The sequence below is a fragment of the Streptomyces griseofuscus genome, from assembly GCF_014673495.1.
GTDB lineage: Bacteria > Actinomycetota > Actinomycetes > Streptomycetales > Streptomycetaceae > Streptomyces > Streptomyces murinus.
In genome coordinates this window covers 6,047,168-6,073,596 of the sequence record NZ_CP051006.1, presented here as the reverse complement: position 1 = coordinate 6,073,596, position 26,429 = coordinate 6,047,168, and the positions used below count along the sequence as shown (strand labels likewise).

The 26,429-nt window shown below is 69.3% G+C and carries 25 protein-coding genes; 13 read left to right on the top strand and 12 right to left on the bottom strand.

Annotated features, from left to right (window positions below):
- Positions 1-12 precede the first annotated feature (12 nt).
- The 5 genes from HEP81_RS27610 to HEP81_RS27590 form a co-directional block, all read right to left on the bottom strand.
- On the bottom strand, positions 13-1,386 hold the full coding sequence (locus HEP81_RS27610; RefSeq protein ID WP_172624307.1) for an alpha-amylase: 1,374 nt from the start codon (positions 1,384-1,386) through the stop codon (positions 13-15).
- Positions 1,387-1,522: 136 nt separating this feature from the next.
- Entirely contained in the window at positions 1,523-3,262 is a 1,740-nt protein-coding gene (locus tag HEP81_RS27605; RefSeq protein ID WP_037652831.1) for a glycoside hydrolase family 13 protein, read from the bottom strand.
- A gap of 156 nt (positions 3,263-3,418) precedes the next feature.
- Entirely contained in the window at positions 3,419-4,324 is a 906-nt protein-coding gene (locus HEP81_RS27600) for a sugar ABC transporter permease (protein ID WP_037652828.1), read from the bottom strand.
- Positions 4,325-4,343: 19 nt separating this feature from the next.
- Positions 4,344-5,348 carry a carbohydrate ABC transporter permease gene (locus tag HEP81_RS27595; protein ID WP_037652826.1) on the bottom strand — a complete coding sequence of 335 codons (1,005 nt, stop codon included), beginning with the start codon at positions 5,346-5,348 and terminating at the stop codon, positions 4,344-4,346.
- A 96-nt stretch (positions 5,349-5,444) separates the two neighbouring features.
- Positions 5,445-6,716 carry an extracellular solute-binding protein gene (locus tag HEP81_RS27590; protein ID WP_037652824.1) on the bottom strand — a complete coding sequence of 424 codons (1,272 nt, stop codon included), beginning with the start codon at positions 6,714-6,716 and terminating at the stop codon, positions 5,445-5,447.
- 343 nt (positions 6,717-7,059) lie between these two features.
- Here HEP81_RS27590 and HEP81_RS27585 point away from each other — a divergent pair, with 343 nt between their 5' ends.
- Both HEP81_RS27585 and HEP81_RS27580 read left to right on the top strand, forming a co-directional pair.
- Positions 7,060-8,094 carry a LacI family DNA-binding transcriptional regulator gene (locus tag HEP81_RS27585; RefSeq protein WP_037652823.1) on the top strand — a complete coding sequence of 345 codons (1,035 nt, stop codon included), beginning with the start codon at positions 7,060-7,062 and terminating at the stop codon, positions 8,092-8,094.
- An 88-nt stretch (positions 8,095-8,182) separates the two neighbouring features.
- A complete protein-coding gene (locus tag HEP81_RS27580; RefSeq protein WP_037652822.1) occupies positions 8,183-9,055 on the top strand; it encodes a phosphatase PAP2 family protein in 873 nt (290 codons plus the stop codon).
- Here the strand turns inward: HEP81_RS27580 and HEP81_RS27575 are convergent.
- From HEP81_RS27575 to HEP81_RS27555, 5 genes are all read right to left on the bottom strand, one after another.
- Positions 9,028-12,042: a bifunctional [glutamine synthetase] adenylyltransferase/[glutamine synthetase]-adenylyl-L-tyrosine phosphorylase gene (locus HEP81_RS27575; protein WP_037652821.1), complete on the bottom strand. Its 3,015-nt coding sequence runs from the start codon at positions 12,040-12,042 to the stop codon at positions 9,028-9,030. The genes HEP81_RS27580 and HEP81_RS27575 overlap by 28 nt on opposite strands.
- A 785-nt stretch (positions 12,043-12,827) precedes the next feature.
- Positions 12,828-13,682 carry a DUF72 domain-containing protein gene (locus HEP81_RS27570; RefSeq protein WP_093892951.1) on the bottom strand — a complete coding sequence of 285 codons (855 nt, stop codon included), beginning with the start codon at positions 13,680-13,682 and terminating at the stop codon, positions 12,828-12,830.
- Between the two features lie 46 nt (positions 13,683-13,728).
- On the bottom strand, positions 13,729-14,358 hold the full coding sequence (locus HEP81_RS27565) for a response regulator (RefSeq protein ID WP_051850189.1): 630 nt from the start codon (positions 14,356-14,358) through the stop codon (positions 13,729-13,731).
- 98 nt (positions 14,359-14,456) lie between these two features.
- A complete protein-coding gene (locus HEP81_RS42730; RefSeq protein ID WP_421673940.1) occupies positions 14,457-14,693 on the bottom strand; it encodes a hypothetical protein in 237 nt (78 codons plus the stop codon).
- Positions 14,694-14,785: 92 nt separating this feature from the next.
- On the bottom strand, positions 14,786-16,225 hold the full coding sequence (locus HEP81_RS27555) for an ApeA N-terminal domain 1-containing protein (protein WP_157854443.1): 1,440 nt from the start codon (positions 16,223-16,225) through the stop codon (positions 14,786-14,788).
- A 735-nt stretch (positions 16,226-16,960) separates the two neighbouring features.
- Between HEP81_RS27555 and HEP81_RS42725 the strand changes: the two genes are divergently transcribed.
- Together HEP81_RS42725 and HEP81_RS42720 are read left to right on the top strand one after the other, a co-directional pair.
- Positions 16,961-17,425 (top strand): GntR family transcriptional regulator, encoded by a 465-nt coding sequence (locus HEP81_RS42725; RefSeq protein ID WP_421673939.1) that lies wholly within the window; start codon positions 16,961-16,963, stop codon positions 17,423-17,425.
- 4 nt (positions 17,426-17,429) lie between these two features.
- Positions 17,430-17,990, top strand: a complete 561-nt coding sequence (locus HEP81_RS42720) for an HD domain-containing protein (protein WP_078967393.1) — start codon at positions 17,430-17,432, stop codon at positions 17,988-17,990.
- On the opposite strand, the gene HEP81_RS27540 is transcribed toward HEP81_RS42720, so the two are convergent.
- A complete protein-coding gene (locus tag HEP81_RS27540) occupies positions 17,983-18,453 on the bottom strand; it encodes an NUDIX domain-containing protein (RefSeq protein ID WP_037656380.1) in 471 nt (156 codons plus the stop codon). The two genes, HEP81_RS42720 and HEP81_RS27540, sit on opposite strands and share 8 nt — an antisense overlap.
- On the bottom strand, positions 18,450-19,121 hold the full coding sequence (locus HEP81_RS27535; RefSeq protein ID WP_243279609.1) for a phospholipase D family protein: 672 nt from the start codon (positions 19,119-19,121) through the stop codon (positions 18,450-18,452). The genes HEP81_RS27540 and HEP81_RS27535 overlap by 4 nt, the downstream gene beginning before the upstream one ends.
- A 692-nt stretch (positions 19,122-19,813) precedes the next feature.
- Between HEP81_RS27535 and HEP81_RS27530 the strand changes: the two genes are divergently transcribed.
- The 9 genes from HEP81_RS27530 (at position 19,814) to HEP81_RS27490 (ending at position 26,415) form a co-directional block, all read left to right on the top strand.
- The gene (locus tag HEP81_RS27530; RefSeq protein ID WP_037656378.1) at positions 19,814-20,266 is read left to right on the top strand and encodes a hypothetical protein; all 453 of its coding nucleotides are present in this window, start codon (positions 19,814-19,816) and stop codon (positions 20,264-20,266) included.
- Between the two features lie 91 nt (positions 20,267-20,357).
- Entirely contained in the window at positions 20,358-20,621 is a 264-nt protein-coding gene (locus HEP81_RS27525) for a DUF6284 family protein (RefSeq protein WP_037656377.1), read from the top strand.
- Positions 20,618-21,256, top strand: coding sequence for a hypothetical protein (locus HEP81_RS27520; protein WP_037656375.1), 639 nt, complete (start codon positions 20,618-20,620; stop codon positions 21,254-21,256). The genes HEP81_RS27525 and HEP81_RS27520 overlap by 4 nt, the downstream gene beginning before the upstream one ends.
- On the top strand, positions 21,253-22,260 hold the full coding sequence (locus tag HEP81_RS27515; protein WP_037656373.1) for a hypothetical protein: 1,008 nt from the start codon (positions 21,253-21,255) through the stop codon (positions 22,258-22,260). Before HEP81_RS27520 ends, HEP81_RS27515 begins: the two co-directional genes overlap by 4 nt.
- The gene (locus HEP81_RS27510; protein WP_037656372.1) at positions 22,260-22,598 is read left to right on the top strand and encodes an RRQRL motif-containing zinc-binding protein; all 339 of its coding nucleotides are present in this window, start codon (positions 22,260-22,262) and stop codon (positions 22,596-22,598) included. The genes HEP81_RS27515 and HEP81_RS27510 overlap by 1 nt, the downstream gene beginning before the upstream one ends.
- Before the next feature lie 47 nt (positions 22,599-22,645).
- Entirely contained in the window at positions 22,646-23,143 is a 498-nt protein-coding gene (locus HEP81_RS27505; RefSeq protein WP_037656370.1) for a hypothetical protein, read from the top strand.
- 18 nt (positions 23,144-23,161) lie between these two features.
- Positions 23,162-23,686 (top strand): plasmid transfer protein TraA, encoded by a 525-nt coding sequence (gene traA / locus HEP81_RS27500; RefSeq protein WP_037656369.1) that lies wholly within the window; start codon positions 23,162-23,164, stop codon positions 23,684-23,686.
- 11 nt (positions 23,687-23,697) lie between these two features.
- Positions 23,698-25,743, top strand: a complete 2,046-nt coding sequence (gene traB, locus HEP81_RS27495; RefSeq protein WP_106979929.1) for a plasmid transfer protein TraB — start codon at positions 23,698-23,700, stop codon at positions 25,741-25,743.
- Between the two features lie 168 nt (positions 25,744-25,911).
- A complete protein-coding gene (locus tag HEP81_RS27490; protein WP_051850187.1) occupies positions 25,912-26,415 on the top strand; it encodes a hypothetical protein in 504 nt (167 codons plus the stop codon).
- The last annotated feature ends 14 nt before the right edge of the window (positions 26,416-26,429 follow it).

The following is a 26,429-nucleotide window of genomic DNA, read 5'->3' as shown; positions in this document are numbered from 1 at the left end:
CCGACTCCTCGTTCAGCAGGAGGACTTGCCGGCGTAGATCGCCAGCGCGGTGTTCGGGGCGACCGAGGCCGTGAACCAGCCGGTGCTGTTGACCGTCACCGTGGTGTTGTTCTGCACGTTGCAGTAGGTGCCGGCGGGCAGCGAGGTCTGGAACGAGCGACTGGCGGTCGCGCCCTCGTGGTTGATGACCACATAGCCCTTGCTGCCGCGACCGAAGGCGATCAGGTTGTCGCCGTCGTCCCACCAGTTGGAGACCGCCTGGCCGTGGGTGGTGTTGCGGAAGGCGACCATGGACTTGATCTCCGGCCAGGCGTGCTGGCACTTCCAGCCGTCCTGCCAGCAGGCGTTGACCTGGCCGTTGTTGGGCGGGCCCGCGTCCGCGTCGCTCCACTCGTAGCCGGAGTTGATGTCCGGGGAGCCGTAGGGCCAGGCCAGCATGAAGACGTTGGCCAGCGTGTAGTTGGCGCCGTCCTTGTAGTTCAGGGTGGCGCCGTTGCGCTCGGTGTCGTGGTTGTCCACGAAGACGCCGGCCACGTTGCTGGGCATATAGCCCCAGCCCTCGCCGAAGTTGTTCAGATAGGCGAGCTTCTCGCTGTTGAAGACGCGCTTGAGGTCGTAGCCGTAGCGGAACTCCTGGACGTCCCCGTTGCCCGTGTACTCGGTGGGCTGGACCGCCTCGCCGGCGCCGTAGATGACCTCCTGCTTCCAGTAGACGTTCGGGTTGGTCAGCCGGCTCTTGATGTTCGCGAGGTCGGTGGCGGCGATGTGCTTGGCCGCGTCGATCCGGAAGCCGTCGGCGCCGAGGGAGAGCAGGTCGTTCATGTACCCGGCGATGGTGGCGCGCACATGCTCCGCGCCGGTGTCCAGGTCGGCCAGGCCCGTCAGTTCGCAGTTCTGGACGTTCGAGCGGTCCTGGTAGTTGCTGATGTTGGTCCGGCAGGTGTGGAAGTCGGAGTCCGCGTACAGGCCGGGGTAGTTGTACTTGGTGTACTGCGTGCCGCCGGTGCCGGTGCCGCTGCCGGCGGTCATGTGGTTGATGACGGTGTCGACCACGACCTTGACGCCGGCCGCGTGGCAGGTGTCGATCATGTTCTTGAAGGTGGTCCGGTCGCCGAGCCGGCCCGCGATCTTGTACGACACGGGCTGGTACGAGGTCCACCACTGGGAGCCCTGTATGTGCTCCTCGGGCGGCGAGACCTGCACGAAGCCGTAGCCCGCGGGGCCCAGCGTGCTGGTGCACTCGCGGGCCACCGAGGCGTAGTTCCACTCGAACAGGACGGCGGTGACGTCCTTGGTGCCGGGCGGGGAGGCGTCCGCGGCCGTCGGGGTCATGACAAGGGCGGCGGCGGCGAGGGCGACCGCCCCGGAGAGCGTCTTGCGTACCATGTGGGGGTTCCTTCGTCCTTGAAGGTGCTTGCTGCAAAGTTTCAGAAACCTTGCGGTGACGCAGATGTTAAAGGCCCGCTGCCGGAAAAGGCAGCGGGCCGTAGAGAAGTTGATGCAAGAATTTTCACACGGGGCGTCAGACCGCCGCGGTCCACCACACCGTGGTGTCGGCGGGCACCTTCGCCTCGCCACCGGTCTCGGCCACCTCACCGCTCGCCAGCAGCACCCGGCCGTACGCCGGGGTCGTCACCGACTCGCCCGTGGTGTTGGCGACGCACACGAACTCGCCCCGGCGGAAGGCCAGGACGCCCTCGGGGGCGCGCAGCCACTCCAGTGTGTCCCCGGCGCCCAGGTCGGGCTGGTCGCGGCGGGCGGCGAGGGCGGCGCGGTACAGCTCCAGGGTGGAGCCCGCCGTCCCGGTCTGCGCCTCCACGCTCAGCTCGCCCCAGCTCGCCGGCTGCGGGAGCCAGCTGCCGCCGTCGCCGAAGCCGTACGACGACCCCGTGCGGGTCCACGGGATCGGCACCCGGCAGCCGTCGCGGAAGCCGTCCTGGCCCTCGCCGCGGAAGTACGCCGGGTCCTGGCGCACCTCGTCGGGCAGGTCCACGACGTCCGGGAGGCCCAGTTCCTCGCCCTGGTAGAGGTAGGCCGAGCCGGGCAGCGCCAGCATCAGCAGGGTCGCGGCGCGGGCCCGGCGCAGGCCGAGTTCGCGGTCTCCGGCCGTGCGGATCTGGGTGCCGAGTCCCGCCGGGTTGGCGAAGCGGGTGGCGTGCCGGGTGACGTCGTGGTTGGACAGCACCCAGGTGGCCGGGGCGCCGACCGGGCGCATCGCCTCCAGGGTGCCGTCGATGACCGTACGCAGCTCGGTCGCGTCCCAAGCCGTCGACAGGTACTGGAAGTTGAACGCCTGGTGCAGCTCGTCCGGGCGGACGTAGTTGGCGGTGCGCTCGACGGTCGGGGTCCACGCCTCGGCGACGAAGATCCGCCCGCCCGTCTCCCACCACCGCCCTTCTGACGAAGGCCCTTCGGGCCCCATTTTATTGGCGTACTCGTCGAGGATCGTGCGCCACTGCCGGTAGATGGCGTGCACGCCGTCCTGGTCGAAGAACGGCATGACATCGTTGCCCAGCAGCTTCAGCTGCTCGCCGGAGCCGAGGTCGGGCAGGCCCTCGGCCTTGACCAGGCCGTGCGCCACATCGATGCGGAAGCCGTCCACGCCCATGTCCAGCCAGAAGCGCAGGATGGAGCGGAACTCGTCGCCGACCGCCGGGTGTTCCCAGTTGAGGTCGGGCTGCTCGGGGGCGAAGAGGTGCAGGTACCACTCCCCGGGCGTGCCGTCGGGCTCGGTGACGCGGGTCCAGGCCGGGCCGCCGAAGATGGACTCCCAGTCGTTGGGCGGCAGTTCGCCCGCCGCGCCCTTGCCGGGGCGGAAGTGGTAGCGCTCCCGCAGCGGGGAGCCGGGGCCCTCGGCGAGGGCGCGCTTGAACCACTCGTGCTGGTCGGAGGAGTGGTTGGGCACCAGGTCCACGATGATGCGCAGGCCGAGCCCGTGGGCCTCGCGGATCAGCGCGTCGGCGTCCAGCAGGGTGCCGAACATCGGGTCGACCGCGCGGTAGTCGGCGACGTCGTAGCCGGCGTCGGCCTGCGGGGAGGCGTAGAAGGGGCTGAGCCACACCGCGTCGACGCCGAGGTCGCGCAGGTACGGCAGGCGGGAGCGTACGCCCTCCAGGTCGCCCATGCCGTCGCCGTTGCTGTCGGCGAAGCTGCGCGGGTAGACCTGGTAGATGACCGCCTCCCGCCACCAGTCGCGGCGGTGGCCTGCGACGGTGGCGGTGGCGGAGTCGGTGGCCGGGGCGGCGGTGTGCTGCTGGCTCATGGCTTCCTTGGTGGTAACGGAATTCGGGACGGGGGCACCACCCGGGCGGGCCGGGGAACGGAATGCGAGGCGGCCGCGATGTCAGCGGGGTCGGATGGACACCGCGGCCGCCTACCCGCGCGCCAGGCACGCGGGAGCCTCAGTGCGTCAAGGGCGTCAGCCCTTGGTGCCGCCGGAGGTGAGACCGGTGACGAGGTTCTTCTGCACCAGGTAGAAGAACAGCGAGACGGGTATCGCGATCAGCACCGCGGTGGCGGCCATGTAGTTCCACTCGGCGTCGTGCTCGCTGACGAAGGTCTGGAGGCCGACGGAGAAGGTGTACTTGGAGTCGTCCAGCATGAAGGTGGTCGCGAAGGCCACCTCGGCGACCGCGGTGATGAAGTTGTAGAACGCGGCGACGGCCAGGCCCGGCCGGGCCAGCGGCAGGATCAGCCGGAAGAAGGTGCCGAACGGGGTGAGTCCGTCCACCCGGCCGGCCTCGTCGATCTCGATCGGGATCGTGTCGAAGTAGCCCTTGAGCAGCCAGGCGCTGTACGGCACGGCGGTGGTGCAGTTGACGAGGATCAGCGCCCAGTAGGAGTCGATGAGGCCCAGGTCGCTGAAGATCTGGTACATCGGCACGATCAGGACGGCGATCGGGAACGCCTGGGTGAGCAGCAGGACCCACATCAGCTGCTTGTGGCCGGGAAAGCGCATCCGGGAGACGGCGTAGCCGGTGGTCGCGGCGAGCATCACACCGACGACGGTGGTGCCGAGGGCCACGATCATCGTGGACTTGAACCAGCTGAAGAACTCGGTGTGCTGGAGCACGAAGCTGTAGTTGGCGAAGCTCATCTTCCCGGCGATGCCGCCCGGGTGCAGATAGTCGTTCTTGTCCGGGCCGAGCGAGAGGTAGACCAGCCAGGCCACCGGGGCCAGGGCGATGAGGCTCGCGACCATGAGGCCGGCGTGCAGCAGGACGGTGCCGAGGGGGCCGCGCTCGCCGGGTCGGCGGTCGCGCCCCGCGGGCGTCACGGCGGGGGCCGGTGCGTCGGCCTGCTTCTCAAGGGTGGTGGTGCTCATGGCGGCGGCTCCTGCGGCGTCAGACGGCGAGCTGGTCATTGCGCTTCAGCCAGCGGAAGTAGAAGGAGGTGAAGACGGTGACGATCGACAGCAGCAGTACGCCATAGGCGGCGGACTGCGCGAAGTCACGCGGCTGCTGGCCGAAGCCCAGGTAGTAGGCCCAGGTGACGAGGATCTGGGCGTCCGGGGCGCTGGTCGGGCCGAACAGCAGGAAGATGATGGCGAACTGGTTGAAGGTCCAGATGACACCGAGCAGGACCACCGTGGAGCTGACCGAGCGCAGGCCGGGCAGGGTGACGTGCCGGAAGCGCTGCCAGGAGTTGGCGCCGTCCATCTTCGCCGCCTCGTACAAGGTGGTGTCGATGGACTGGAGGCCGCCGAGCAGCGAGAGCATCATGAACGGCACACCGCACCAGGTGTTGACCATGATCGCGGCGAAGCGCTGCCAGAAGGTGTCCTCCAGCCACTGCGGCTGCGGCAGATGCAGCGCGTGCAGGATCTGGTTGATCGCGCCGGAGTCGGCGAGCATGATCCGCCAGGAGAAGACGGTGACGAAGGTCGGCACGGCCCAGGGCAGGACGAGCAGCACCCGGTAGACGGTGCGGCCGCGCAGCTTCTGGTTCAGCATCATCGCGAGGCCGAGGCCGAAGGTGTAGTGCAGGGTGACGCAGGCGACCGTCCAGACGATCGTCCAGATCACATGGGACCAGAAGCGGTCGTAGGACAGCGGGCCGAACAGGATGTTCTTGTAGTTGTCCAGACCGACGAACTTGTAGGTCGCGGCGATGTGGTTGACGCCGATGGTGCGTGCCGAGTTGAGGCTGTTGGCGTCGGTCAGCGTGATGTAGAAGCCGCGCACGAGCGGGTAGCCGACGAGCACCGCGAGCACGATGACCACCGGGGCGATCATCGCGTAGGCGTACCAGTATTTGTGGAGGCTGTTCTTCATGCGCTGCCCCAGCCCTGGCCGAGGCGCACGGTCACCGCGGCTCTTGCCGGTCGCGCGGTCGATGGCGACTGTCATGGTTCGACACCTTCAAATGGTTCAAGGATGGCCGGGCACAGGGCGGTGGCCGCCGGCTGCCTCCTCGTGGGTGAGGCAGCCGGCGGCCATCCGGGCTTACTTGCTGAAGTCGGGGACCAGCTTGCCGATGGCGGTACTGGCGTTGCTCAGACCCTGGTCCAGCGACTCCTTGCCGCTGGCGATCTTCGGCAGCTCGGTGTCGAGCGGCGCCCACAGCGAGCCGTACTCGGGCAGCGAGGGGCGGGGCTGGGCGGCGGACAGCACGCTCTGGAAGCCGGCGGTGCCCGGGTCGGCCGTGACCTTGGCGGTGTAGGCGTCCGTACGCGTCGGCAGAGTGGCGTTCTTCAGGGCGATGGTCTCCTGGGAGGAGGCCGACGTCATGAAGTTGACGAACTTCAGGGCCGCCGCCTGGTGCGCCTTGTCGGAGCCGGCGTAGACCGCGAGGTTGTGACCACCGGTCGGGGCCTCCGCCTTGCCGGTGGAACCGGCCGGGACGACCGCGACACCCAGGTTGGTCTTGTCCTTGAAGGCGCTGCCCTTGTAGATGTTCGTGTTCTCCCAGGGGCCCTGGATGATCGCGGCGACCTTGCCGTTGGAGAACGCGTCCATGATGTGCGCGTAGGCGTCCGCGGTGGTGTCGGCCTTGTGCAGACCCTTGCCGGAGAACAGGCTCAGCCAGGTGGCGTACGCCTTCTTGGCGGCCGGCGAGTCGACGGTGACCTTCTTGGCGGCGACGTCGACGGTGTCGGTGCCCTCGCCGTACAGGAAGGGCTGGCCGTAGTAGCCCGCGGTGGAGCCCCAGTAGCCGTCCTGGCCGGTCTTGTCCTTGACCTTGGCCGCGTCGGACTTCAGCTCGTCCCAGGTCTTGGGCGGCGTGGTGATGCCGGCCTTCTTGAACAGGTCCTTGTTGTAGACCAGGGCCAGGGTGTCGGTGACCAGCGGCACGCCGTAGGTCTTGCCCTGGTACTGGGCCTGCTTGATCAGGTTCGGCTCGAACTTGGCCTTGTCGGCGAGGGCCTCGGTGCCGTCCAGCGGCAGGAAGTAGCCCTTCTTGGCGAAGGCGGGGGTCCAGCCGACCTCGGAGCGCAGCACGTCCGGGGCGCCGGAGGCACCCGCGGCGGTGTCGAACTTGTTCTGCGCCTGGTCGAAGGGGACGTTGACGTACTTGACCTTGATGTTCTTGTTCGCAGCTTCGAACTTCTGCACAAGGGTCTTGTACGTCGGTGCCTCATTCGTGGCGTTGGAGGTGTCCCACCAGGTGATGGTCACCGGCCCGTCCGACTTGCTGTCGCTGCTCCCGCCGCCGCAGGCCGTCGCCGCGAGGGCGAGGGACGCCACCAGCGCGGAGGCCGCTATGCCACGCCGCATGAGTTCTCCTTGAGGGTTGAGCCCGAGTGGTACAGGGGGCGGTCCCGCCCGCCCCTGCGACTTGCCGACTGCGCCGTTGCCAGTGGCCGGGCGTCCAGGAACGTAACAGCGATGTAAGCGTTGCGAAAGACCTTGCAGAAAAAAAGTGCAGGGGAACACGATGGTTACCCCGTCGTTACCGCTCAGCGGCACACGGGAAGTTGTGCAAGACTCTGCAAGCTCTTGCCACGACGAACTCAAAGGGAGCGCAATGAGGCAGCAACCCGCAGGGGGTCGTACGACCGGGCGCACCCGGCGCCCGAGCGGTGTGCAAGGCGAGAGACGACCGGTACAGTCCAGTGGCGTGACCACACGGCTTGCCGACATCGCAGCGCAGGCGGGGGTGAGCGAAGCGACCGTCAGCCGGGTCCTCAACGGGAAGCCGGGCGTCGCCGCCACCACCCGCCAGTCCGTGCTCGCCGCACTCGATGTGCTCGGCTACGAACGGCCGGTACGGCTGCGCCAGCGCAGCGAGGGTCTGGTCGGGCTCATCACGCCGGAGCTGGAGAACCCGATATTCCCTGCCCTGGCGCAGGTCATCGGCCAGGCGCTGACCCGCCAGGGCTACACCCCGGTGCTCGCCACCCAGACCCCGGGCGGCTCCACCGAGGACGAGCTGACCGAGATGCTGGTGGACCGCGGGGTCGCGGGCATCATCTACGTCTCCGGACTGCACGCCGACACCACCGCCGATATGCAGCGCTATGAGCGGCTGCGGGCGCAGGGCGTGCCGTTCGTGCTGGTGGACGGGTTCTCGCCGCGGGTGCAGGCGCCGTTCATCTCCCCCGACGACCGTGCCGCGATGACGCTCGCGGTGACCCACCTCGTCTCGCTCGGGCACACCCGGATCGGGCTCGCGCTCGGGCCCAAGCGGTTCGTGCCCGTGCAGCGCAAGATCGAGGGCTTCGTGCGGGCGATGCAGGACCAGTTGGGGCTCGGCGCCGAGGTGGTGGAGACCGAGCTGGTGCAGCACTCGCTGTACACCCTGGAGGGCGGTCAGGCCGCCGCGACGGCGCTGATCGACCGGCACTGCACCGCGGTGGTCTGTGCCAGCGACATGATGGCCCTCGGCGCGATACGGGCCGCCCGGCAGCGGGGTCTGGAGGTGCCGCGGGACGTGTCCGTGGTCGGTTTCGACGACTCCCCGCTGATCGCCTTCACCGACCCGCCGCTCACCACGGTCCGCAAGCCGGTCCCCGCGATGGGGCAGGCGGCGGTGCGCACGCTGCTTGAGGAGATCGGCGGTACGCCCGCGCCGCACAGCGAGTTCGTGTTCATGCCGGAGCTGGTGGTGCGCGGGTCCACGGCCTCGGCGCCGCATCTGCTGCGCACGCCGTAGAACTCCTGCGCATCCCGCAGAAGGTGCGGGATGGACCCGGCCTTGGGATGATCGGGCTCCGGAGCCTTTTCTGGCAGACTTGATGCCTATGAGTGACTCGACCGTGACGCAGTGGGAAGGTCGCGAGGAGGCGGCCGGTCCCCGGACCGACACGGGCAGGGACGGCAGCGGCGCGAGAGGTCTGCTCGGCCGGCTGCGAGAGCCGCGCAGACCCCGGCTCTGGTTCGAGATCCTTCTGATCGCGGTGAGTTACTGGCTGTACTCGCTGATCCGCAACGCGGTGCCCGAGCAGAAGGGCGAGGCGCTGCGCAACGCGGACTGGATCTGGCGGGCGGAGCACACGCTGGGCATCGATGTCGAACGGTCCGTCAACCACGCCGTGAACGCGGTGACTTGGCTGATCATCGGCATGAACTACTACTACGCCACCCTGCACTTCATCATGACGCTCGGCGTCCTGGTGTGGCTGTACCGCCGGCATCCGGGCCGGTACGCGGCCGCGCGCCTCGCGCTCTTCGCCACCACGGGGGGCGCGTTGGCGGGCTACTACCTGTTCCCGCTCGCCCCGCCCCGCCTGATGCGGGGCGGGGGGTTCGTGGACACGGTGATGGTGCACCACACCTGGGGCTCGATGGCCTCCGGGGACCTCAAGCACATGTCCAACCAGTACGCGGCGATGCCGTCCATGCACATCGGCTGGTCGCTGTGGTGCGGGCTGACGATCTTCGCGCTGGCGTCGGTGCCCTGGGTACGGGTGCTGGGGCTGCTGTATCCGGTGGCGACGCTGGTGGTCATCGTCTCCACGGCCAACCATTTCTGGCTGGACGCGGTGGGCGGCGTGCTCTGCCTCTCGTTCGGGTTCGGGGTGGCCCGGGTCTGGTACGGGGCGGGGCCGTACGGGCTGCCCCGGGGGGTGCGCGAGAGCGCGGGCCGTCAGCCCGGTTTCGCCTCGTCGTCGTAGAAGAGTTCCTCCATGACGGTGCGGGCCTTGCGGGTCGTACGGCCGTACGCGTCCAGCATGTCGCCGACATGGCCCTCGCCGTAGCCCAGGTAGCGGCCCACCGCGGCCAGCTCCCGGGGCTGGGTCGGGAAGGTGTCGCCCGCCCGGCCGCGCACCAGCATCACCGCGTTGCGGACCCGGGTGGCCAGCACCCACGCCTCGTCCAGGGTGGCCGCCTCCTCCTCGCCCAGCAGGCCCGCCTCCCGCGCGGCCGCCAGCGCGGCCCGGGTACGGGTCGTACGCAGCCCGGGGATCTCATGGGCGTGCCGCAGCTGGAGCAGCTGGACCGTCCACTCCACGTCCGAGAGGCCGCCGGGGCCCAGCTTGGTGTGCAGCCGGGGGTCGGCGCCGCGGGGCAGCCGTTCCGACTCCATACGGGCCTTCAGCCGGCGGATCTCGCGCACCGAGTCCTCGGTCAGGCCGCGCGCCGGATAGCGCAGCGGGTCGATCAGCTCCACGAAGCGGCGGCCCAGGTCGGCGTCGCCCGCGAACGGCTCCGCCCGCAGCAGCGCCTGCGACTCCCACACCAGGGACCAGCGGCGGTAGTACGCCGCGTACGACTTCAGGGTGCGCACCAGCGGGCCCGACTTGCCCTCCGGGCGCAGGTCGGCGTCGATCAGCAGCGGCGGGTCGGCGCTGGGCAGCTGGAGGAGCCGGCGCATCTCGGCGACGACCTTGTTCGCGGCGGCGGTGGCCTCCTGCTCGTCCACGCCCTCCTGCGGCTCATGCACGAACAGGACGTCCGCGTCGGAGCCGTAGCCCAGTTCATGGCCGCCGAACCGGCCCATGCCGATGATCGCGAACCGGGTGGGCAGCAGATCGCCCCAGCCGGCCCGCACCACCGCGCGCAGCGTGCCCGCGAGGGTGGCCGCGGTGAGGTCGGAGACGGCACCGCCGACCAGATCGACCAAGGCGCCCTGGTCGGCCTGCACGGGGGTGGCCTCGGTGCCGTAGGAGGCCACGATGTCGGCGGCGGCGGTACGGAACAGTTCGCGGCGGCGGACGCCGCGGGCGGCGGTGACGCCCTGCTCGGCGTTCTCCGCCCGGCCGACGGCGGCCAGGATCTCCTGTTCCAGCGCGCTGCGGCTGCGGGGGGTCAGGCCCCTCGCCGCGCCGTCGCCGTCGCCGAGCAGGGCGACCGCCTCGGGGGCGCGCATCAGGAGGTCGGGCGCCAGGCGGCCCGCCGACAGGACGCGGGCCAGGTTCTCGGCGGCGGCGCCCTCGTCGCGGAGCAGGCGCAGGTACCAGGGGGTCTTGCCGAGGGCGTCGGAGACCTTGCGGAAGTTCAGCAGACCGGCGTCCGGGTCGGCGGAGTCGGCGAACCAGCCCAGGAGCACGGGGAGCAGGGTGCGCTGGATCGCGGCCTTGCGGGTGACGCCCGAGGCCAGGGCCTCCAGATGGCGCAGCGCCGCGGCGGGGTCGGCGTAGCCGAGGGCCACCAGGCGTTCCCGGGCGGCCTCGGGCCGCAGGCGGGCCTCGCCGGGGGCGAGCTGGGCGACGGCGTCCAGGAGCGGGCGGTAGAACAGCTTCTCGTGCAGCCGTCGTACGACACCGGCGTGCCGCTTCCACTCGCGGTTCAGCTCGGTGACGGGGTTGGCGCGCAGGCCGAGGGAGCGGCCCAGGCGGCGCAGGTCCTCCTCGGCGGTGGGGACGAGGTGGGTGCGGCGCAGCCGGAAGAGCTGGATGCGGTGCTCCATCGCGCGCAGGAAGCGGTACGCCTCGTCCAGGCGGGCGGCGTCCTCCCGGCCCACGTAGCCGCCGGCGGCGAGGGCCTTGAGGGCGTCCAGGGTGGTGCCGCTGCGCAGGGTGGGGTCGGTGCGGCCATGGACCAACTGGAGGAGCTGTACGGCGAATTCGACGTCCCGCAGGCCGCCGGGGCCCAGCTTGAGTTCCCGGTCCACTTCGGCCGCGGGGATGTTGTCGACCACGCGGCGGCGCATCTTCTGCACGTCCGCGACGAAGTTGTCGCGGTCGGCGGCCTGCCAGACCAGGGGGTGCAGCGCGGCCAGGTACTCCCGGCCCAGGTTCTCGTCGCCGGCGACCGGGCGGGCCTTGAGGAGTGCCTGGAACTCCCAGGTCTTCGCCCAGCGTTGGTAGTAGGCGACATGGGAGGAGAGGGTGCGCACGAGGGGGCCGTTGCGGCCCTCGGGGCGGAGGTTGGCGTCGACCGGCCAGATGGAGCCCTCGACGGTGGTCTCGGAGCAGATCCGCATCAGGTGCGACGCGAGGCTGGTGGCCGCGCGCAGGGCCTTGGTCTCGTCGGTGCCCTCGGTGGCCTCCGCCACGAAGATCACGTCCACGTCGGAGACGTAGTTCAGTTCGTGGCCGCCGCACTTGCCCATGCCGATCACCGAGAGGCGGCAGGCGGCGGCGTCCTCGGGGGCGGCGGCCTCGGCCATGGCGAGGGCGGCGCGGAGGGTGGCGGTGGCGAGGTCGGCGAGTTCGGCGGCGGTCTCGGCGACGTCGGTGGTGCCGCAGACGTCGCGGGCGGCGATGGAGAGGAGGCAGCGGCGGTAGGCGACGCGGAGGGCGACGGGGTCGGTGGCGCCCTCCAGGCCCCGTTCGAATTCGCTGACGCCGGGGTGGAGGTCCTGGGGCTCGTACGTGACCAGGGCCTGCCAGTCGGAGGGGTGGCGGGCGAGGTGGTCGGCGAGGGCGGTGGAGGCGCCGAGGACGCTCAGGAGGCGGTCGCGCAGGGGTTTGGCCGCGATGAGGGTGTCGAGGAGTTCGCGGTGGGAGTTCGGGGCGGGCTGGGCTTCCAGGAGGCGGACGAGGCCGTGCAGGGCGAGGTCGGGGTCGGCGGTGGCGCCCAGGGCTTCGAGGAGGAAGGGGTCGTCGCGGACGTGGGCGAGTTCGGGGGTGTCGAGGAGGCGCTCGGCGGCGGTGGCGTCGGTGAAGCCGTGTCGGAGCAGGCGCGTGAAGGTGCTGCTTCTGCGGCCCGGCGTCATCTGTGGGGCTCCCCTCGGGGTCAGCTCTGGTCCTGGAGGGAGCGTAGTCGCCTGCGGCGGGCTGTGCCGGGTCGGGTGCCTGCGGCTGGCTCGCCGTGGTGGTGCGGGTGCCTGCGGCGGGTCCCTTCAGCGGCCGTCGTGGTCGCCCGCATGCGGCTGGCCGCCGTCGTGCGGATGCCCGCGGCGGCACCCTCAGCGCCGTTGTGGTTCCCCGCCTGCGGCTGGCTCGCCGTCCTGCGGATGCCTGCGGCGGAGCCTTCAGCGCCGTCGTGGTTCCCCGCCTGCGGCTGGCTCGCCGTCCTGCGGATGCCTGCGGCGGCACCCTCAGCGCCGTCGTGGTTCCCCGCCTGCGGCTGGCTCGCCGTCCTGCGGATGCCTGCGGCGGCACCCTCAGCGCCGTCGTGGTTCCCCGCCTGCGGCTGGCTCGCCGTCCTGCGGATGCCTGCGGCGGCACCCTCAGCGCCGTCGTGGTTCCCCGCCTGCGGCGGACTGTCGTACGGATGCCTGCGGCGGCACCCATCGTGGTTCCCCGCCTGCGGCTGGCTCGCCATCGTGCGGATGCCTGCGGCGGCACCCTCAGCGCCGTCGTAATTGCCCGCCTGCGGCGGACTGTCGTACGGATGCCTGCGGCGGCACCCTCAGCGCCGTCGTGGCTTTTGTCGCGCCTCGGGGAGGCGGTGAGTCGGTGCCCCGGCGGGTGGTGTCCGTCCTCGGCCCGGCGTTCCGGGGGTTCAGGGGTGCGAGGGGTTTTCGCCGGCCGCTGCGGGCGGACACCACCCGCCGTGTCACCTGCCCGCCGTGCGCGGGCGCGGCAGCGTCGTGGTGAGGAGGGTCGTCCGCATCGTCTCCGCCGCTTTCGCGGCGGCGTCGCCGCAGCAGTTGTTGAAGAGGAGGTGGACCTCGTCGGTGTGGGCGGCCAGGTGGTGGATGCGGGGGAGCCAATCCGCCAGTTCTTGGGGGGTGTAGGTGTGGCGGAAGCGGTCCTCTTTGGTGCCGGTGCCCCAGTGGGGGCTGTGGCCGTGGAAGCGGATCAGGGAGAGGTGGGGGGTGGTGACGAGGGGGGTCGGGGGGAGGGTGGGGGCGTCCACGGACACGGCGGTGGCGTCGAGGTCGGTGAGGAAGGGGAGGGTGCGGGCGCTGTGCCACCAGGCGGGGTTGCGGAACTCGACGGCGAAGGGCCAGTCGCGGGCTCGTTCGCGGGCCGTGCGGATGAAGGCCTCGGCGGTGGGGCCGGGGGTGAGGCTCGGCGGGTACTGGAAGAGGAGGGTGCCGAGGCGGCCGGTGCGGCGGAGGGGGTCCAGGGCCTCGGCGTAGCGGGTCCAGAGTTCGGTCAGGAGGGCGTCGTCGCGGGGGTGTGCGCGCAGGTCCTCGGGGAGGGCGGAGGGGCGGGTGGGGTGGCCGGTGAGGAGGGAGTGTGCCTTGACGTCGAAGCGGAAGCCGTCGGGGGTGCGCTCCGCCCAGTGGGTGGTGGTGCGGACGGTGGGCAGGGCGTAGTACGGGGAGTCCACCTCGACCAGGGGGAAGCGGGTGGCGTAGTGGCGCAGGCGGCCCTCGGTGTCGCGGTGGCCGGGCGGATACCAGCCGCTGGTGAGGAGGGCGCGGTCGGTCCAGCCGCAGGTTCCGATGAGGATGTTCGCCATGGGGGCGGGAGTACCCCGGGGCGCGTCGGCTACGGGTCCCCTCGGCTCAGGCGCGCTGGGTCGGGAACTCGCCCACGCCTCGCAGGAGTTGGAAGAGTTCGGTGGAGGAGCCGACGACTCCGGTGCCGCCCGCGTTCGTGATCTCCTCGCGCAGGGCGAGGGCGCGGGCGGTGGCGAAGATGAAGACCGGGATCGGGTCGTCCTGGGCGCGCAGTTCCCGGATCAGGTCGAGGCCGGCGGTGCGGTTGGGGCGGGTGCGTTCCCAGCGGCTCATGTCCGAGATCACGGCGTCGAAGGGGCGGTTGGGGCGGGCGAGGGCGCGCAGGGCCTCGTCGGTGGACTTCGCCAGGGTGACCTCGACGCCCAGGGCGCGGAGTTGGGCCACCTCGGTGGCGTTGTTCTCCGGGCGGTCGTCCACCCAGAGCACGGAGTCCAGGACGCGCGTGGCCGCCGGTGCGCGGACGGAGGCCAGTCGGCCCTGGAGGTCGGCGGTGGTGCGGATCAGGCTCTCCGAGACCTCCTGCACCGACAGCTCGGCCTCGCCCACCTTGATCGTGAAACCCCGGGAGCGGACTATCTCCTTGATCAGGGGGAAGAGGCGCCACAGCGCGACGCCCGCCATCAGTGGCCAGGCCAGGCCGGTGAGGGCCTTGATCAGTTCTGTCGCGTCCTTCACGGCTCTCCCCCGAGGTCGAATAGGCGTGCGCCCGATTCTGGCAGGAGGGAGGGGGCGGGGCCGGTCGTTTTCGGACGGCGGCCCCGGGAGGGACACGGCTACAGGACGGGGAGGTTCTTGCGGAGTTCGAAGGCCGTGACCTCCGAGCGGTACTCCTCCCACTCCTGCCGCTTGTTGCGGAGGAAGTGGCGCGGACCTGGAGCGAACTGAGAAGGCTGTCGCCAACCGAGCACCAGCCAGCCGCCGAGCGGTTGTCGGCGGTCGTCGTTGGTCGATGCAGGTCCCCCTTCGACGGCCCACAGACGGCCCCAGGGTTCCTCGGTCGACCGGTCCAACCCACGTATGCCGGTCGCCACAGGTGTAACGCCGACGACCATGGTTCCCTACTCGAAAAGGTAGGGAACCATGGCTTCGGCGACTCAGAGACCTAGCCGCGAAGTCCCAAAGTATACCGAGGGACTATCTCGCTTACTTTCTCGCTCAAGAACCTGATCGCCGGCGACTTCTCGAATCGCGCGAAAGAGTCAGCTTCCACGCCGCATTCTCGCAACAGACAAAGCATCACCAAGACGTAGACGCTCTGGGTGAGAAAATAGACGTCTCCAGGGCGGCGATCTAGCGGCTGATTCTCATCGTGATGGGTGAGCCTGTTCCGAATCCCACTCACCACAGAGACCCATTGGTCGATGGGGCCAACCACGTCACCGAAGTGATTCCCGGCGTACTCAGTGAGCTCATGCAATCGCTGCCGTAGTCGAGGTTCGTTACTGAACAACAGCTGATTATTCAGCCATTCCGCCGTCTGACGGCCTATTGCATGACGGACCATTCTAACGATCTTGCGGCGTCGAGCTTTGGCCTCGACCTTGGGAATTATCTCATTAGCAAATCGCAAGCGATGAAATGATTCTGCTGCGGTTATGACGTTGGAGTACTGATTCTCCTCGTATAGCCTAACGGCATACTTGATGGTAAGTAGGCCACCAAGGACGGCCCTATAACGTCGAGATACACCCAGCCAGCGGGCCGTAGTCTCAATCCCTCCTATTTCATCGAAAGGAAACAAAATCTTGGCCACAGACTGGTGATCACCTTGGCGTACATGCTCCGCCATGTTTGCTGCGTAAAGCGTCAACATCGCCGGAATGTTGCGTCCTTCACCGATCTCCCGCTCCAGGTCGTTCCGCCAGAGAGTAAGCTCAGTAGGTGCCGTTGGGGCATCCACAGAGAGGGTGACTAGGTCCTGCAACCCGTTGACGTCCAAAATTATCTCTGCGAGTGACTTCCGCTCGCCATACTCAACTTTGAAAAATGGGCTCTGCTTCACCTCTGCACGGGTCAGCGCATCACTATTCGTGGCCCAGGTCGATTTGAGGTAGACCTTATCCAATCCGATAGATGCGGACTCCTCCTGAGGTACAGAGTACTGAAATCTGACCGCTGTCGCAGCACTCCATTTATTGGGCTCTGGACTGTCGATCTCCCACTTTAGTTGACCTCGGCGCACCCAGGGTGCGAGCTGATCGAAGTTGGCCGAGAAGGCGTCGAATTCTAGTGAAAAATCATCAGGGATGTGACCGCCAGACAGCGCATAGCCGACATGAAATGTTTCCTTCTCGATGCCGCCGGTATGGTGAGTGTAATTTCTCGACCAGCAGTTCTCCAAAGTGAATTCACCGCGAGATGTATTGCCGTAAATCCGCACCAATGCTGGCGGTTCACTGGAATTAAGGGATCCGAGGGTTGAGAATTTTCCGAATACGGACAGTGTCGTGCCGTCAGCGGGGTCGAAGGTTAGATTTCCTGCTAGCGGCCTCTCGGACTCTGATGCTAGCCAAAAGATCCCTTCTGTCTCGAAACCTTCCACCTGGCCTCCACTCCTAAATCCGAACGTTCCGGGAACACATTGCCCCATCCTCACCGTCGAGCACTAGCGTTCGGTGTCATCTCGTGCCGCAGGAGGGCTCATCGTGATCCAGGGCGATAACGTACCTTCCGCGACACCTTGCGTGCAGCTGGTTTCGAAATCGGCGGAAACGGCTCTGTGCTGGAGCTGCTTGGGCGCGATTGACCATGGCTCCGTGAGCTTCCGATGCGTCGGGCGGTCCGTGGGCCTGCCCGGTAAAAGACGACGTGGAAGTCGTGACCTTCGAGGCTCGCGCCGAGGTGGCTGCCTAAAGCCTTGAAACAGACCGCCCCAGCCACGACGCACCCCTTCTCTAACGTCAGGCGGCTGATGCTGTGCGCACCGCACTGGCACCGGCCGGACTGGAGCGGGCGGAGACAGGTAGAGGCACAGGACCAGCCGGAGGCCGATCCACTGTTCAGGGCGGTGTTCTTACACTCCTGTGCGGGGGTGCCGCCTCTCGGCGCATGATCTGCGGAGAGTGTCAAGACACATCGCTGACCAGGGGTAATGGCGTTTGTTGGCGTTGGCTGCCGCTGAACTCCCCTGGAGCTGTTGTGCCCTCAGGACGCGGCTCGCCCCCGCCCTGAGTCGGCCCGGAGCGACCTCACGTGATCGTCAGACTCAACGGCCCGACAGGGCATCCACCTTGGCAAGGGCAGGCATGGGACCCTTGGCAGCGAGGGACGGAGCGACGTGAGAGGAACCGAAGTGCCGGAGGCCAGTCCGCGCGGAACCTACTTGCAGGTTGCCGAAGCGCTGAGGCAGCGCATCGAGAGTGGCGCCATCACAGACCAGGTGCCGTCAGAGGCGGCGATCGCGTCCGAGTTCGGTATTGCACGAACCACGGTCAGGCGAGCGTTGGCGAGACTTGAGAGTGAGGGTGTGATCGAGTCGCTCGCGGGGCTGGGACGCCGCGTAGCGAGCGACGTGGCGCATCAAGCTCCTTACGAGCGCGTACGGGATGACCTGCTGTCACGCATGCGCGACGGGCGCCTCACCGTCGGCGAGAGGATGCCATCAGAGCCCGCACTGGCCACCGAGTACGGGGTCTCACGCGGGACCGTGCGACGGGCACTCGCAGCACTTGAAGCGGCCGGCCGGGTCGAGTCTCGTCAGGGCGTGGGCAGGGTTGTACGAACGACAGCAGACGAAGGGTGAAGGTATGACTCTGACCTCATGGGCGTACGACGTGGCCGAAGGATTGCTGGCGGACAGCCTGCCGAAGCGATGGGCTCACTCTCAGCAGGTCTACAGGCAGGCGCTGGATCTCGCTCCGATGCTCGGCGACGACGCAGACCTACTCGCTGCTGCGGCTATCGCCCATGACGTTGGATATGCGGACGTCGCCGTGAGCACTGGCCAACACATGATCGACGGGGGGCGATACCTCCAACGAGTGGGAGCAGACCGCCGCCTATGTGCCGTAGTCGCCTTGCATACGTCGTCGCCGTGGGAGGCTGCCGAGTTGGGACTGTCGGATGCCCTTAATGAATTTGTGCCTGTTCCGGGATACCTCGTGGACGCCATCACGTACTGCGATCTGAGCAGCAGTCCTGATGGGCAACCTGTTGACCCTGAGGACCGCCTCGAAGAAGTCTTGCGCCGCTACGGCCCAGGGCACGTCGTATTTCGAGCCGTGTCAGCAGCGCGCCCGGAACTCCTTCGAATGGTGCAACGTGTTCGAGACGGGGTCACGGCTTCATCGGCACATGAACTCAACTGATCACGGGATTAGTCAGATCCTTCATGCCCTCCGCGATTCGCCTGCGGGTCGTTGGTGACATATCCAGCGATGAGAGTTCGGCTGGATCGACCCAACGCACCTCGAAAGATTCCGAGCTGACGGAGATCTCTCCAGTCACCGGCCGGGCGCGGAAGCACAGGGAGAATTCCTGCCGAACCTCGCCATCGGAGAATTCGATGACGTGACCAGGGTCTGTGAAGATTCCCACCAGCCCCGTCACCTCGACCGTGACGCCGGTCTCTTCGGCTACTTCGCGAACGACGGTCTGACTAATGGTCTCTCCAATCTCTTGCACCCCACCCGGCATCCCCCATCGGCCATTGTCGGAGCGACGCTCTAGCAGCAAGAATCCGCGTTCGTCCCGCACGAACGCGGTAACCGCTGGCACGATTCGCGTAGCCGAAGGTGCCGCCGGGTCATCGAAGTAATCTGTACGACTCACGCTTTCCTCTCGATCGGGACCGCTTCGGTCCACACTTTCTCAAAACTCTGCGTATAGGTGGACACCAGTTCAGCGCCCGCTACCTTGCGAAGGTGCAGGACCGGGGTATATGGCGCACTGATGCCGTATACCTGCACATTCACTAGCCACTCGTCATCGGCCCGATAGAGCGAGTTATGCAGAGTGGATCTGTGCATACGGAACTCCACGCCCTCCACGCCGTACAGAGGGCGATAGAGTTTCATTACTTCGCGGACCTTATAGGCCACACCCTCCCCGATTTCTTCCTCTTCTCCCCGTCGAGCAATCTCCGGACTGTCAGGGTCTCCTAGGAGAATGCGCGCATGTACTCCACTAGCAGCCTTAGCGCGTAGCAATTGCAGCCATCGAGGGTTCTCGGCCAGGAAGACCCCGGCGTGCACCAAGACTCCAATCTCACGCTCTGCGCGGCCAAACAGTTGCAGCCACAGCTCTGGGGGCACGTAGCTGCGATGCGGATAGACCTTGATCACTTCCGCATCAGCAGCATCCTTGCGCTGCCCATCAGGTAGACCGTCGGGCCACAGGTATCCCTCGTCCTCGCGTAGGTAGGCAGCCACCTTGAGCCGATGTCGACGGTAGGGCGCCCGACCGCTGGTTACCCAGCGTTCCACCGTCTTCGGATCCACTGCACAGTGCTCTGCAAGGTCATCGGCGTTGACTCCCCTCGTCAGCATGGCTGACCTGAGTCGCTCGTTTGCCACCCCACCCCCAAGGGACGTCTAGGGACGTACTCACACCCCTGGACGGTATCTAGGACGTCCCAAGTCGTCCAGCAGCGTGGTCACTTCGTCCCGCCCTGCCTCGGCAAGCTGAGGGCACATCAGGGCGGCGCGCCATTTCCGGAGAAGGACTTGACACCCGGAACGAAGCACGGCACCTTGAGATACATGCTCAGCATGTATCGCATGCACCAAATGCGGTGCGATGCGTGCTGAGCGGGCGAATCGCCCGGTGGGTCCCGTGCAAACGGGAGCCGCTCTGAGCAGGGTTACCTCGCTCACCGGGGAGTGCTCGTTGCTTGAGAACTGAATAGGTGGGCCCCGTCTCCCCGAGTCGAAAAGACGGATCCGCGCGGCATAGGGCCGCGCTCCCTTGTCCCTGCATCTACGGGAGGTCGGCCATGGGCCGACGACATACCAAGGCGCCCCGGTACGCGGACCGGCCAGCGGCGTCCCTTCCTTCCTGGTCCGCTTCCTGGCTTCGCAGCGCCTGAGCTGCGGCCGGCTGCCTCTCCCGTCCGTCCGAGCCTGCCGTGTGCGGGGCCGTACGGGCGGGAGTGCGGGGAGCCGGAAGGTCTGGCCCCGAGAGGGGGAGTTCGATGGAGATCGCTGCCGCGGTTGTCGCGGTCGTCGGCACCGTGCTGGGTGCCGGTGTTGTCGGTGTCCAGCAGTACTACGCGGTCCGCTCCCAGCGCCGGCAGGCGCTGCGGGACCGGGCCCTGACGGCCTTGTCCGAGCTGAGTACCGCGCTGGCGGATCACCGCCGTGCGATGTGGGTGCGTGAGAACCTGCGGCTGTCCGGCGCGGCCCCGGCCGATGTCGCTGCCGCCCGTGAGGCGAGCCACCGCACCCGGTCCGCCGTCACCGCCCCGCAGATCGCCCTGACGGTCCTGCTTCCGCAGCTCCGTCTGGACGTGAACGCGGCGGTGCGGGCCGCATACGACATGCGCGGCGCCGCGAGCACGGAGGCGCTGGCGACCCGGCGTGAGTCGGCCATCTCTGCTGCCGACTCCCTGGCCGCCTCGGCGGCCCATCTACTGTCCCGCCCCTGACCCACCCCACCACAAACGGCCGCACCCCCCGGATTGCCCTCCGGGGGGTGCTCTTCGGGCCGTTCCATCCCTGTGAGAGGAACAACGACCCATGGATGCCATCGCTGCTGTTCAGGCAGTTGTTACCGCCGACGAGTACGACCGCGAGCCCACGGCCGCGGAGCTGGACGCGATTGAGACCGAGTTGCCGCTCATCCGCGCGCAGGTCGAGCTGCTGGACGTGCAGATCGCCCTCCTGGACCAGGCGCCGTCGGAGCTGGGCGCGCGCCGGCTGCGGCGGGCCCGCCGCCGGGTGCTGGCCGCGCGGCGTGAGCTGACCAACCGGTCCGCTGCGACCGCGGGGGAGGCGGCATGATCCGCATCGTCACCACCGGCCGTCTTCAGCGGCTGGAGCAGGACGCCGACCGGGCCCGCGCTCGGGTGCGGGAGGTGCAGGTGCAGGCGGATACCGCGCTGGGCCGCCACGTGCACAACGCCGTCGAGCTGACCGCCCGTGCCGAGCAGGCCGAGGCGGCTGCGTCCGCCGCCCGCTGGGACAAGGACACCGCCGAGACGGAGGCGAAGCGCCTGCGCGAGCACGTCGTGGAGTTGGAGGACGCGCTGGAGAGGGCGGAGGCCACCACCGACGAGGTGGGCGTCCTCCTCTCCCACGCCATGGACGCGTTGTCCGCCGCGCAGCAGGAGCTGCTGCTGAAGGACAGCGAGATCCGCCGACTCCGTGAGGAGCTGGATGGAGAGTCGATGGAGGGACAATCGCTGACGGTGCTGCTGCACCACGGTGAGCCGCACACCATCTACGCCTCCCGCGAGGACGCCCACGCCGACACCGCCACCCACGGCCTGCCGGCGGACCACGTCTGGAAGCCCTGCGACGACCGCCCGGCATCGGCGTTCACGTGGCGATGCGAGGCGTTCATCTACAACCCGGTCTCCAACGGCTTCCGGCGCCTTCACATGCCCGCCCCGAAGCAGATCGAGGGGGCGGCGTGAACGGCGTTCATATCCGTTCAGCGGAGAAGGCCCTGTCGGTGGGCACGTGGGCGATCGTGGCCGGGGCGGTGCTCTACTCGGTCCTCACCGTGACCCCGCTCGCCGCCGCTCACACCCCCGCCCGGTGGGCGTGGACCGCGCCGATCCTGCCCCTGGTCGTGGACGCGGCGGTCGTCATCGTCGTGCGCCTGGACGCCGTGCTCGCCCGTCTCGGCGGGCACGGTGGCCGGTGGCCCATCGTGCTGCGGTGGATGACCGGCTGCATGACCCTGGCCCTGAACGTCGCCGACTCCGCCCTGAAGAACGACCTGGTGGGCGTGGCCGTGCACGCGGTGGCGCCGCTGCTGCTGATCGTCACGGCGGAGACCGGTCTGGCCTACCGACGCGCCATCACCACCGCCGTCAAGCGGCTGGAGGAAGAGCGGCGGGCCGAGCGTGAGCGGGTCGAACAGGCGGCCCGCGAGCGTGCGGAGGCTGCCCGGCGGGAGGCGCGTGAGGAGCGTGAGCACGCTGCGGCGCTGGCCCGTGAACAGCGTGAACACGAAGCCCGGTTGGCCCGCGAGGCGGCCGAGCGGGAGGAGCGCCGCCAGCTGCGGGAGCAGGAGGAGCGGGCCGCCCGCGAACGTGCCGAGCAGGCCGAGCGTGAACGCCGTGAACGCGAGCGTGAACAGCGTGAGCGGGACCGTGAGCGCATCGAGCGTGAGGCCGCCGAGCGCCGCGCCCGTGAGGCTGCGGAGCGGGTCGAGCGTGAACGCCGTGAACAGCGTGAGCGTGAGGAGCGGGCCGAGCGTGAACGCGCCGTGCTGCTGGAGCGCGGCCCGGCTACGACCAAGCTCCCCGAGGACGAGGCCCGCCAGATCGTGGCCGCCGCGTTCGGTGCCGGGCTGCCGGTCCGGTCGGCGGCGGAGTTGTGCGGCTGGTCGGTCGGCTGGGTCTCCTCCCGCTACGCCGAGCACCGCGATCCCGCCGCGGGCGGTGCCGAGTTGGCGATCGCGGGCCGCTGATGGCCGCGATCCCTGTCTACCCGTGGCGGCTCGCGCCTGAGGGGCTCGCCACGGTCCGGCAACTGCGTGCTCTCGGGCTTCGGCCGGGCGGTCAGGACGTGGTCGCACAGATCGAGCGCCCGCGTCGCCGCCGCGACCCGCTGGTCGCCTACCTGTACTCCATCGGGCTGGCCAAGCCGGTGCGGCCGATGACGCCGGCCAAGCGCGCCGCGCTGGCCAAGGCGAACGCCGCCCGCCGCGTGTGCCCGCAGTGCGGCAACGACGCCGGTTACGTCATCCCCGCCGAGCTGGGGATGTGCGTGCCGTGCACCGGCCTGAGCGAACAGTCCGCCGCCTGAACCGGAACAGCACCCCTTCCACTTCCTGCTGATCAGGAGTCTTCGCTGTGTCCAGTCGTACCCGTGCCCGCGGCGTGAAGAGCGCCGCCGGCGTCCACACCATCCGCGTTCCGCGTCAGCGCGGGCGCCGCGCCGAGCCGTTCGTCGTCGTCATCCCCGAACGCCCCACGCTGACCCGCGAGGCGCTCGGGTTCGTGGGGCGGATGCTGTGGCACTTCCGCGGCGCGCTCGCACCCACCTTCCTGGCCCTGCTGGCGTGGCCGCTGGCCGCGATCCTGCACGCCCTCGCCTGGTGGTCCGCCCTCACGCTCGCCCCCGTGGCCGTCGCTCCGCTGCTGTGGTTCGGCTTCGTCCAGCTCCGCCGCCCCGCCCGCACTGCCGCCGTCGCCTGGAGGGCGGGTCTGGCGCTGCTCGCCACGGTCGCCGCCGCCTGGCTCGCGTTCGCGGCCGGCTTCGGGCCGCTCGCGGGACCGCTCCCGCTGATCTGGCTGCTGGCCTGGTCCATCGCGCAGGCCGTCTGGCTCATCGTCCGCCGCGCCCACTGACCGAAGGGAAAAACCCTGATGGCAACCGCCTACGCCGCGCCAGGCGCCGGAGCCAACGGCTCCCAGGCCAAGAGCGCGATGAACAACAAGACCATGTTCGCCCCCGGCTTCACCATCAACGTCAACGCCAACAAGACCACCACCGGCACCACCGGCGTCGGTGCCGGTGGCGAGGGTGGTGGCAGTGTGGAGACGCTGCTGCCGGACCCCGACTTCTCCTCCCCGGCCCGGGTCCGCGAGTACTGCAACAGCCTGCGGGCCGCCGCGTTCTCGCTGTCCTTCCAGGTCGCCATGGGCGCCGAGATCATGAAGGGCGTCCTCTCCGCCGTCCCCGACCCCGAGGGACGCCCGTTCGGGTCCCGGACCCGCGCCGGCAAGGTGGCGCGCAAGCTCCAGAAGTCCGCGGACGCGCTGCGGGACGCCGCGAAGAACGCCGCCGCCTGCTACTCCGCGTTCCAGCAGGAGTACGAGGAGGAGATCAACCGAGTCCGTCACCGCGCCCGCCGGCCACAGCAGCCGACCGTCAACTGGGCCGAGCAGTAAGGGGGTTGGTGATGGTTGAACGCAATGCGCAGCGTCAGGTCGCTGAGCTGCTCGAACTTCAGCTTCAGGGCGGCTCGGACGCCGGGGGCGTGGGCCGCTACCTGCTGCACCGGGCCAAGCCCCATCTGCCGCCGTGGCTCGCCTGGGCCGGTACCGGCATCGCCGGGGCGCTGGGGAACTGGCGGTGGGCCGACAGCGCCGCCGCCGGCGTCGGACTCACCCTCGCCTCCGTGGCCGTCACGGGGGTGACGTGGTGGGCGGGGAAGTCGACCAGCCAGCAGCGGCGCCTGCACTCGGCCATCACCGTGGCCGCGGGCTCCGCCTGGCTGACCGCCGCCTGCCTCGCCGGCCCCACCGCACACCCGGTCGGCGACCTCTACCTGATGGGCGGCCCGGCCCTGGCCCTGTCCTGGAACATCCGCATGGTCCTGCGCCAGACCACCGACGCCTCCGGCGACAGCACCGACAAGGGGCTCCTGGAGAAGGTCGGACTGGCCCGCGCCCAGTTGGGGGCCGCGAAGGTGGAGCCCAACCGGGTCACCGCCCCGCTCGCGGTCGAGGCCGGCGAGCAGACCAACGACGACGTGACCAAGAGCCTCGGGCGGATCGCCTCCGCCCTGGACCTGCCCACGTCCGCCGTCCGCTACAACCCCGACCCGGCCTCCTCCCGCCGCGGTGAACTCGTCATCGTCCCCGAGGACATGCTCGCCGAAGTCGTGGACTGGCAGGAGCCCTCGAACCTGGGCGGCTCGATCGCCGACCCCCTGGTAATCGGCCGCTACGACGACGGCGCTCCGCTCGTGGTCTGGCTGCCCGGGGACCCGGAGATCAAGCGGAACTCCACCCACCTGCTCATCGCGGGCGGCACCGGTTCCGGCAAGGGCGAGACCGCCCTCAACCTGCTCACCGAGATCCTGTCCCGCCGGGACGTCATCGTCTGGTTCTCCGACCCCAAGGCGTTCCAGGACTTCCGCCCCCTGCTGCCCGGCCTGGACTGGGCGGCCGAGGGCGGAACCCCCACCGAGATCCTGGTCGCCGCGGTGGAGGCGGTCATCCCGGCCCGCACGGGCTGGCTCGGTGCCCACGGCTACCGCCAGTGGGTCCCGGAGGCCGCCGGGCAGCAGACCAGCAGCAAGCACACCTGCCGCCCCGACGGCCGGGCATGCGGCTGCCCCGGCATGCCGTTCCTGGTCACCTGGTTCGAGGAAGCCGCCAACACCCTGCGCAAGATGGGCGACGACGCATTCACCGGCATCGCCCAGGAAGCCCGGTCAGCGGGGGTCTCGCTGATCGTGTCGCTTCAGCGGCCCTCCTACGACCAGATGTCCACCTCCACCCGCGCCTCCCTGCCCTCCGTCATCGCGCTGGGCTGCGACGCCCGCGACGAGGGCTTCGTGTTGCCGGACGAGGTGCTGGCCGCGGGCGCGCACCCGGGGGCATGGGGCAACCGGCGGCCCGGCTACTGCTACGTCGTCTCCCCCGGCGTCCCCGAGGACCGCTACGCCTCCCCGGCCCGCACCCGCTCCTTCCCCAGCCGCGCCGTGCCCGTCATGGAAATCCTCGCCCAGTGGGCGCAGCGCAACGGCGCCACCGCCGACCCCGTCACCGCCGGGGCCGCGTCCGCCGTCGCCGGCAACGCCTACACCGGCCGCACCCCGGCCGGCACCGAGCAGTCCGCGCCGCTGCGCATGGTCAAGGAGGACGACGCCATGTCGGACAACGGGCTCCTGGTCGATCCCGAGGACGCCGACATCGACCCCGAAGCCGAACTCCCCGGCACCGAGCAGGGCGACGACACCCCGATCTTCGGACAGGCCACCGGCCGTAAGCCCTCCCCGGAGGAGGCCCGGCGCCTGTTCGCGCAGGCGCTGGAGGAGTTCGAGTCCGACGGTCAGATGATCGTGGGCCCGAAGGACTTCATGGACTGGTGCGACCGGCACCACCTCTCCCGCCCGTGGGTGTCCGCCCGGTTGAAGGAAGCCGCCGAGGACGGGCGTTTGCAGCCCACCAACGCCACCGGCCGGTGGCGGATCGTCCCCGTCCTGACGGCCGCCTGACACCTGACACCGTCACGCACCCCTGACACCCAAACCCCTAGGCAAACCCGGTGTCAGAACCGCGTGACGCCCCACGTCTGACACTCCTGACACCTGCCTGACACCCGCACGCGGGCCCGCCCACGCACGCGCCGGCGCGGGCCCGCGCCCCACCCTCAGGAGCACACCATGCCCCACCCCGAGCACGCCCCCGAACCCATCCGCGCCGACCCCCACCTGACCGACACCGAAGCCGACGCGGAAGCCCGCCGGATCATCGCCGACGCCTACCGCCCCCTCCCCGAGACGCCCACCGCCTACCGGGACACCACCCCACTGCCCGCGTACGGCAGCGCACCCCCGATCGCCCAGCCGGACCGGCGGATCGTGCCCGCGTGGGCCGCCGGGACGGCGGTGGCCGGGATCGGCGTCGGCGCCACCTGCGTCGGAGTCGGCTGCGGCATCTGGCTCGCCTGCCAGGGATTCGCCGCCGTCACCCTCGCCTCCGTGCTCTTCATTACGTTGCCCATCGCCGCCCTGGCCGCCGTCGCCACCGCCATCGGGTCCGCCGCGCGTTCGGCCAAGGCCGCGCACACCGAGACCCACAACCACTACGCGGGCCCGGTCCGCCAGGAACAGACCATCACCCACACCCGGGGCCTGATCGTCCGCAGTCACCACGACTACCAGTGAGACAAGAACACCCG

Coding starts and splice junctions, on each gene's coding strand:
- HEP81_RS27610 (WP_172624307.1), bottom strand. CDS start 1,386: ATGGTACGCAAGACGCTCTCCGGGGCGGTCGCCCTCGCCGCCGCCGCC.
- HEP81_RS27605 (WP_037652831.1), bottom strand. CDS start 3,262: ATGAGCCAGCAGCACACCGCCGCCCCGGCCACCGACTCCGCCACCGCC.
- HEP81_RS27600 (WP_037652828.1), bottom strand. CDS start 4,324: ATGAGCACCACCACCCTTGAGAAGCAGGCCGACGCACCGGCCCCCGCC.
- HEP81_RS27595 (WP_037652826.1), bottom strand. CDS start 5,348: ATGACAGTCGCCATCGACCGCGCGACCGGCAAGAGCCGCGGTGACCGT.
- HEP81_RS27590 (WP_037652824.1), bottom strand. CDS start 6,716: ATGCGGCGTGGCATAGCGGCCTCCGCGCTGGTGGCGTCCCTCGCCCTC.
- HEP81_RS27580 (WP_037652822.1), top strand. CDS start 8,183: ATGAGTGACTCGACCGTGACGCAGTGGGAAGGTCGCGAGGAGGCGGCC.
- HEP81_RS27575 (WP_037652821.1), bottom strand. CDS start 12,042: ATGACGCCGGGCCGCAGAAGCAGCACCTTCACGCGCCTGCTCCGACAC.
- HEP81_RS27570 (WP_093892951.1), bottom strand. CDS start 13,682: ATGGCGAACATCCTCATCGGAACCTGCGGCTGGACCGACCGCGCCCTC.
- HEP81_RS42720 (WP_078967393.1), top strand. CDS start 17,430: ATGACTCTGACCTCATGGGCGTACGACGTGGCCGAAGGATTGCTGGCG.
- HEP81_RS27530 (WP_037656378.1), top strand. CDS start 19,814: ATGGAGATCGCTGCCGCGGTTGTCGCGGTCGTCGGCACCGTGCTGGGT.
- HEP81_RS27525 (WP_037656377.1), top strand. CDS start 20,358: ATGGATGCCATCGCTGCTGTTCAGGCAGTTGTTACCGCCGACGAGTAC.
- HEP81_RS27520 (WP_037656375.1), top strand. CDS start 20,618: ATGATCCGCATCGTCACCACCGGCCGTCTTCAGCGGCTGGAGCAGGAC.
- HEP81_RS27510 (WP_037656372.1), top strand. CDS start 22,260: ATGGCCGCGATCCCTGTCTACCCGTGGCGGCTCGCGCCTGAGGGGCTC.
- traA (WP_037656369.1), top strand. CDS start 23,162: ATGGCAACCGCCTACGCCGCGCCAGGCGCCGGAGCCAACGGCTCCCAG.
- traB (WP_106979929.1), top strand. CDS start 23,698: ATGGTTGAACGCAATGCGCAGCGTCAGGTCGCTGAGCTGCTCGAACTT.
- HEP81_RS27490 (WP_051850187.1), top strand. CDS start 25,912: ATGCCCCACCCCGAGCACGCCCCCGAACCCATCCGCGCCGACCCCCAC.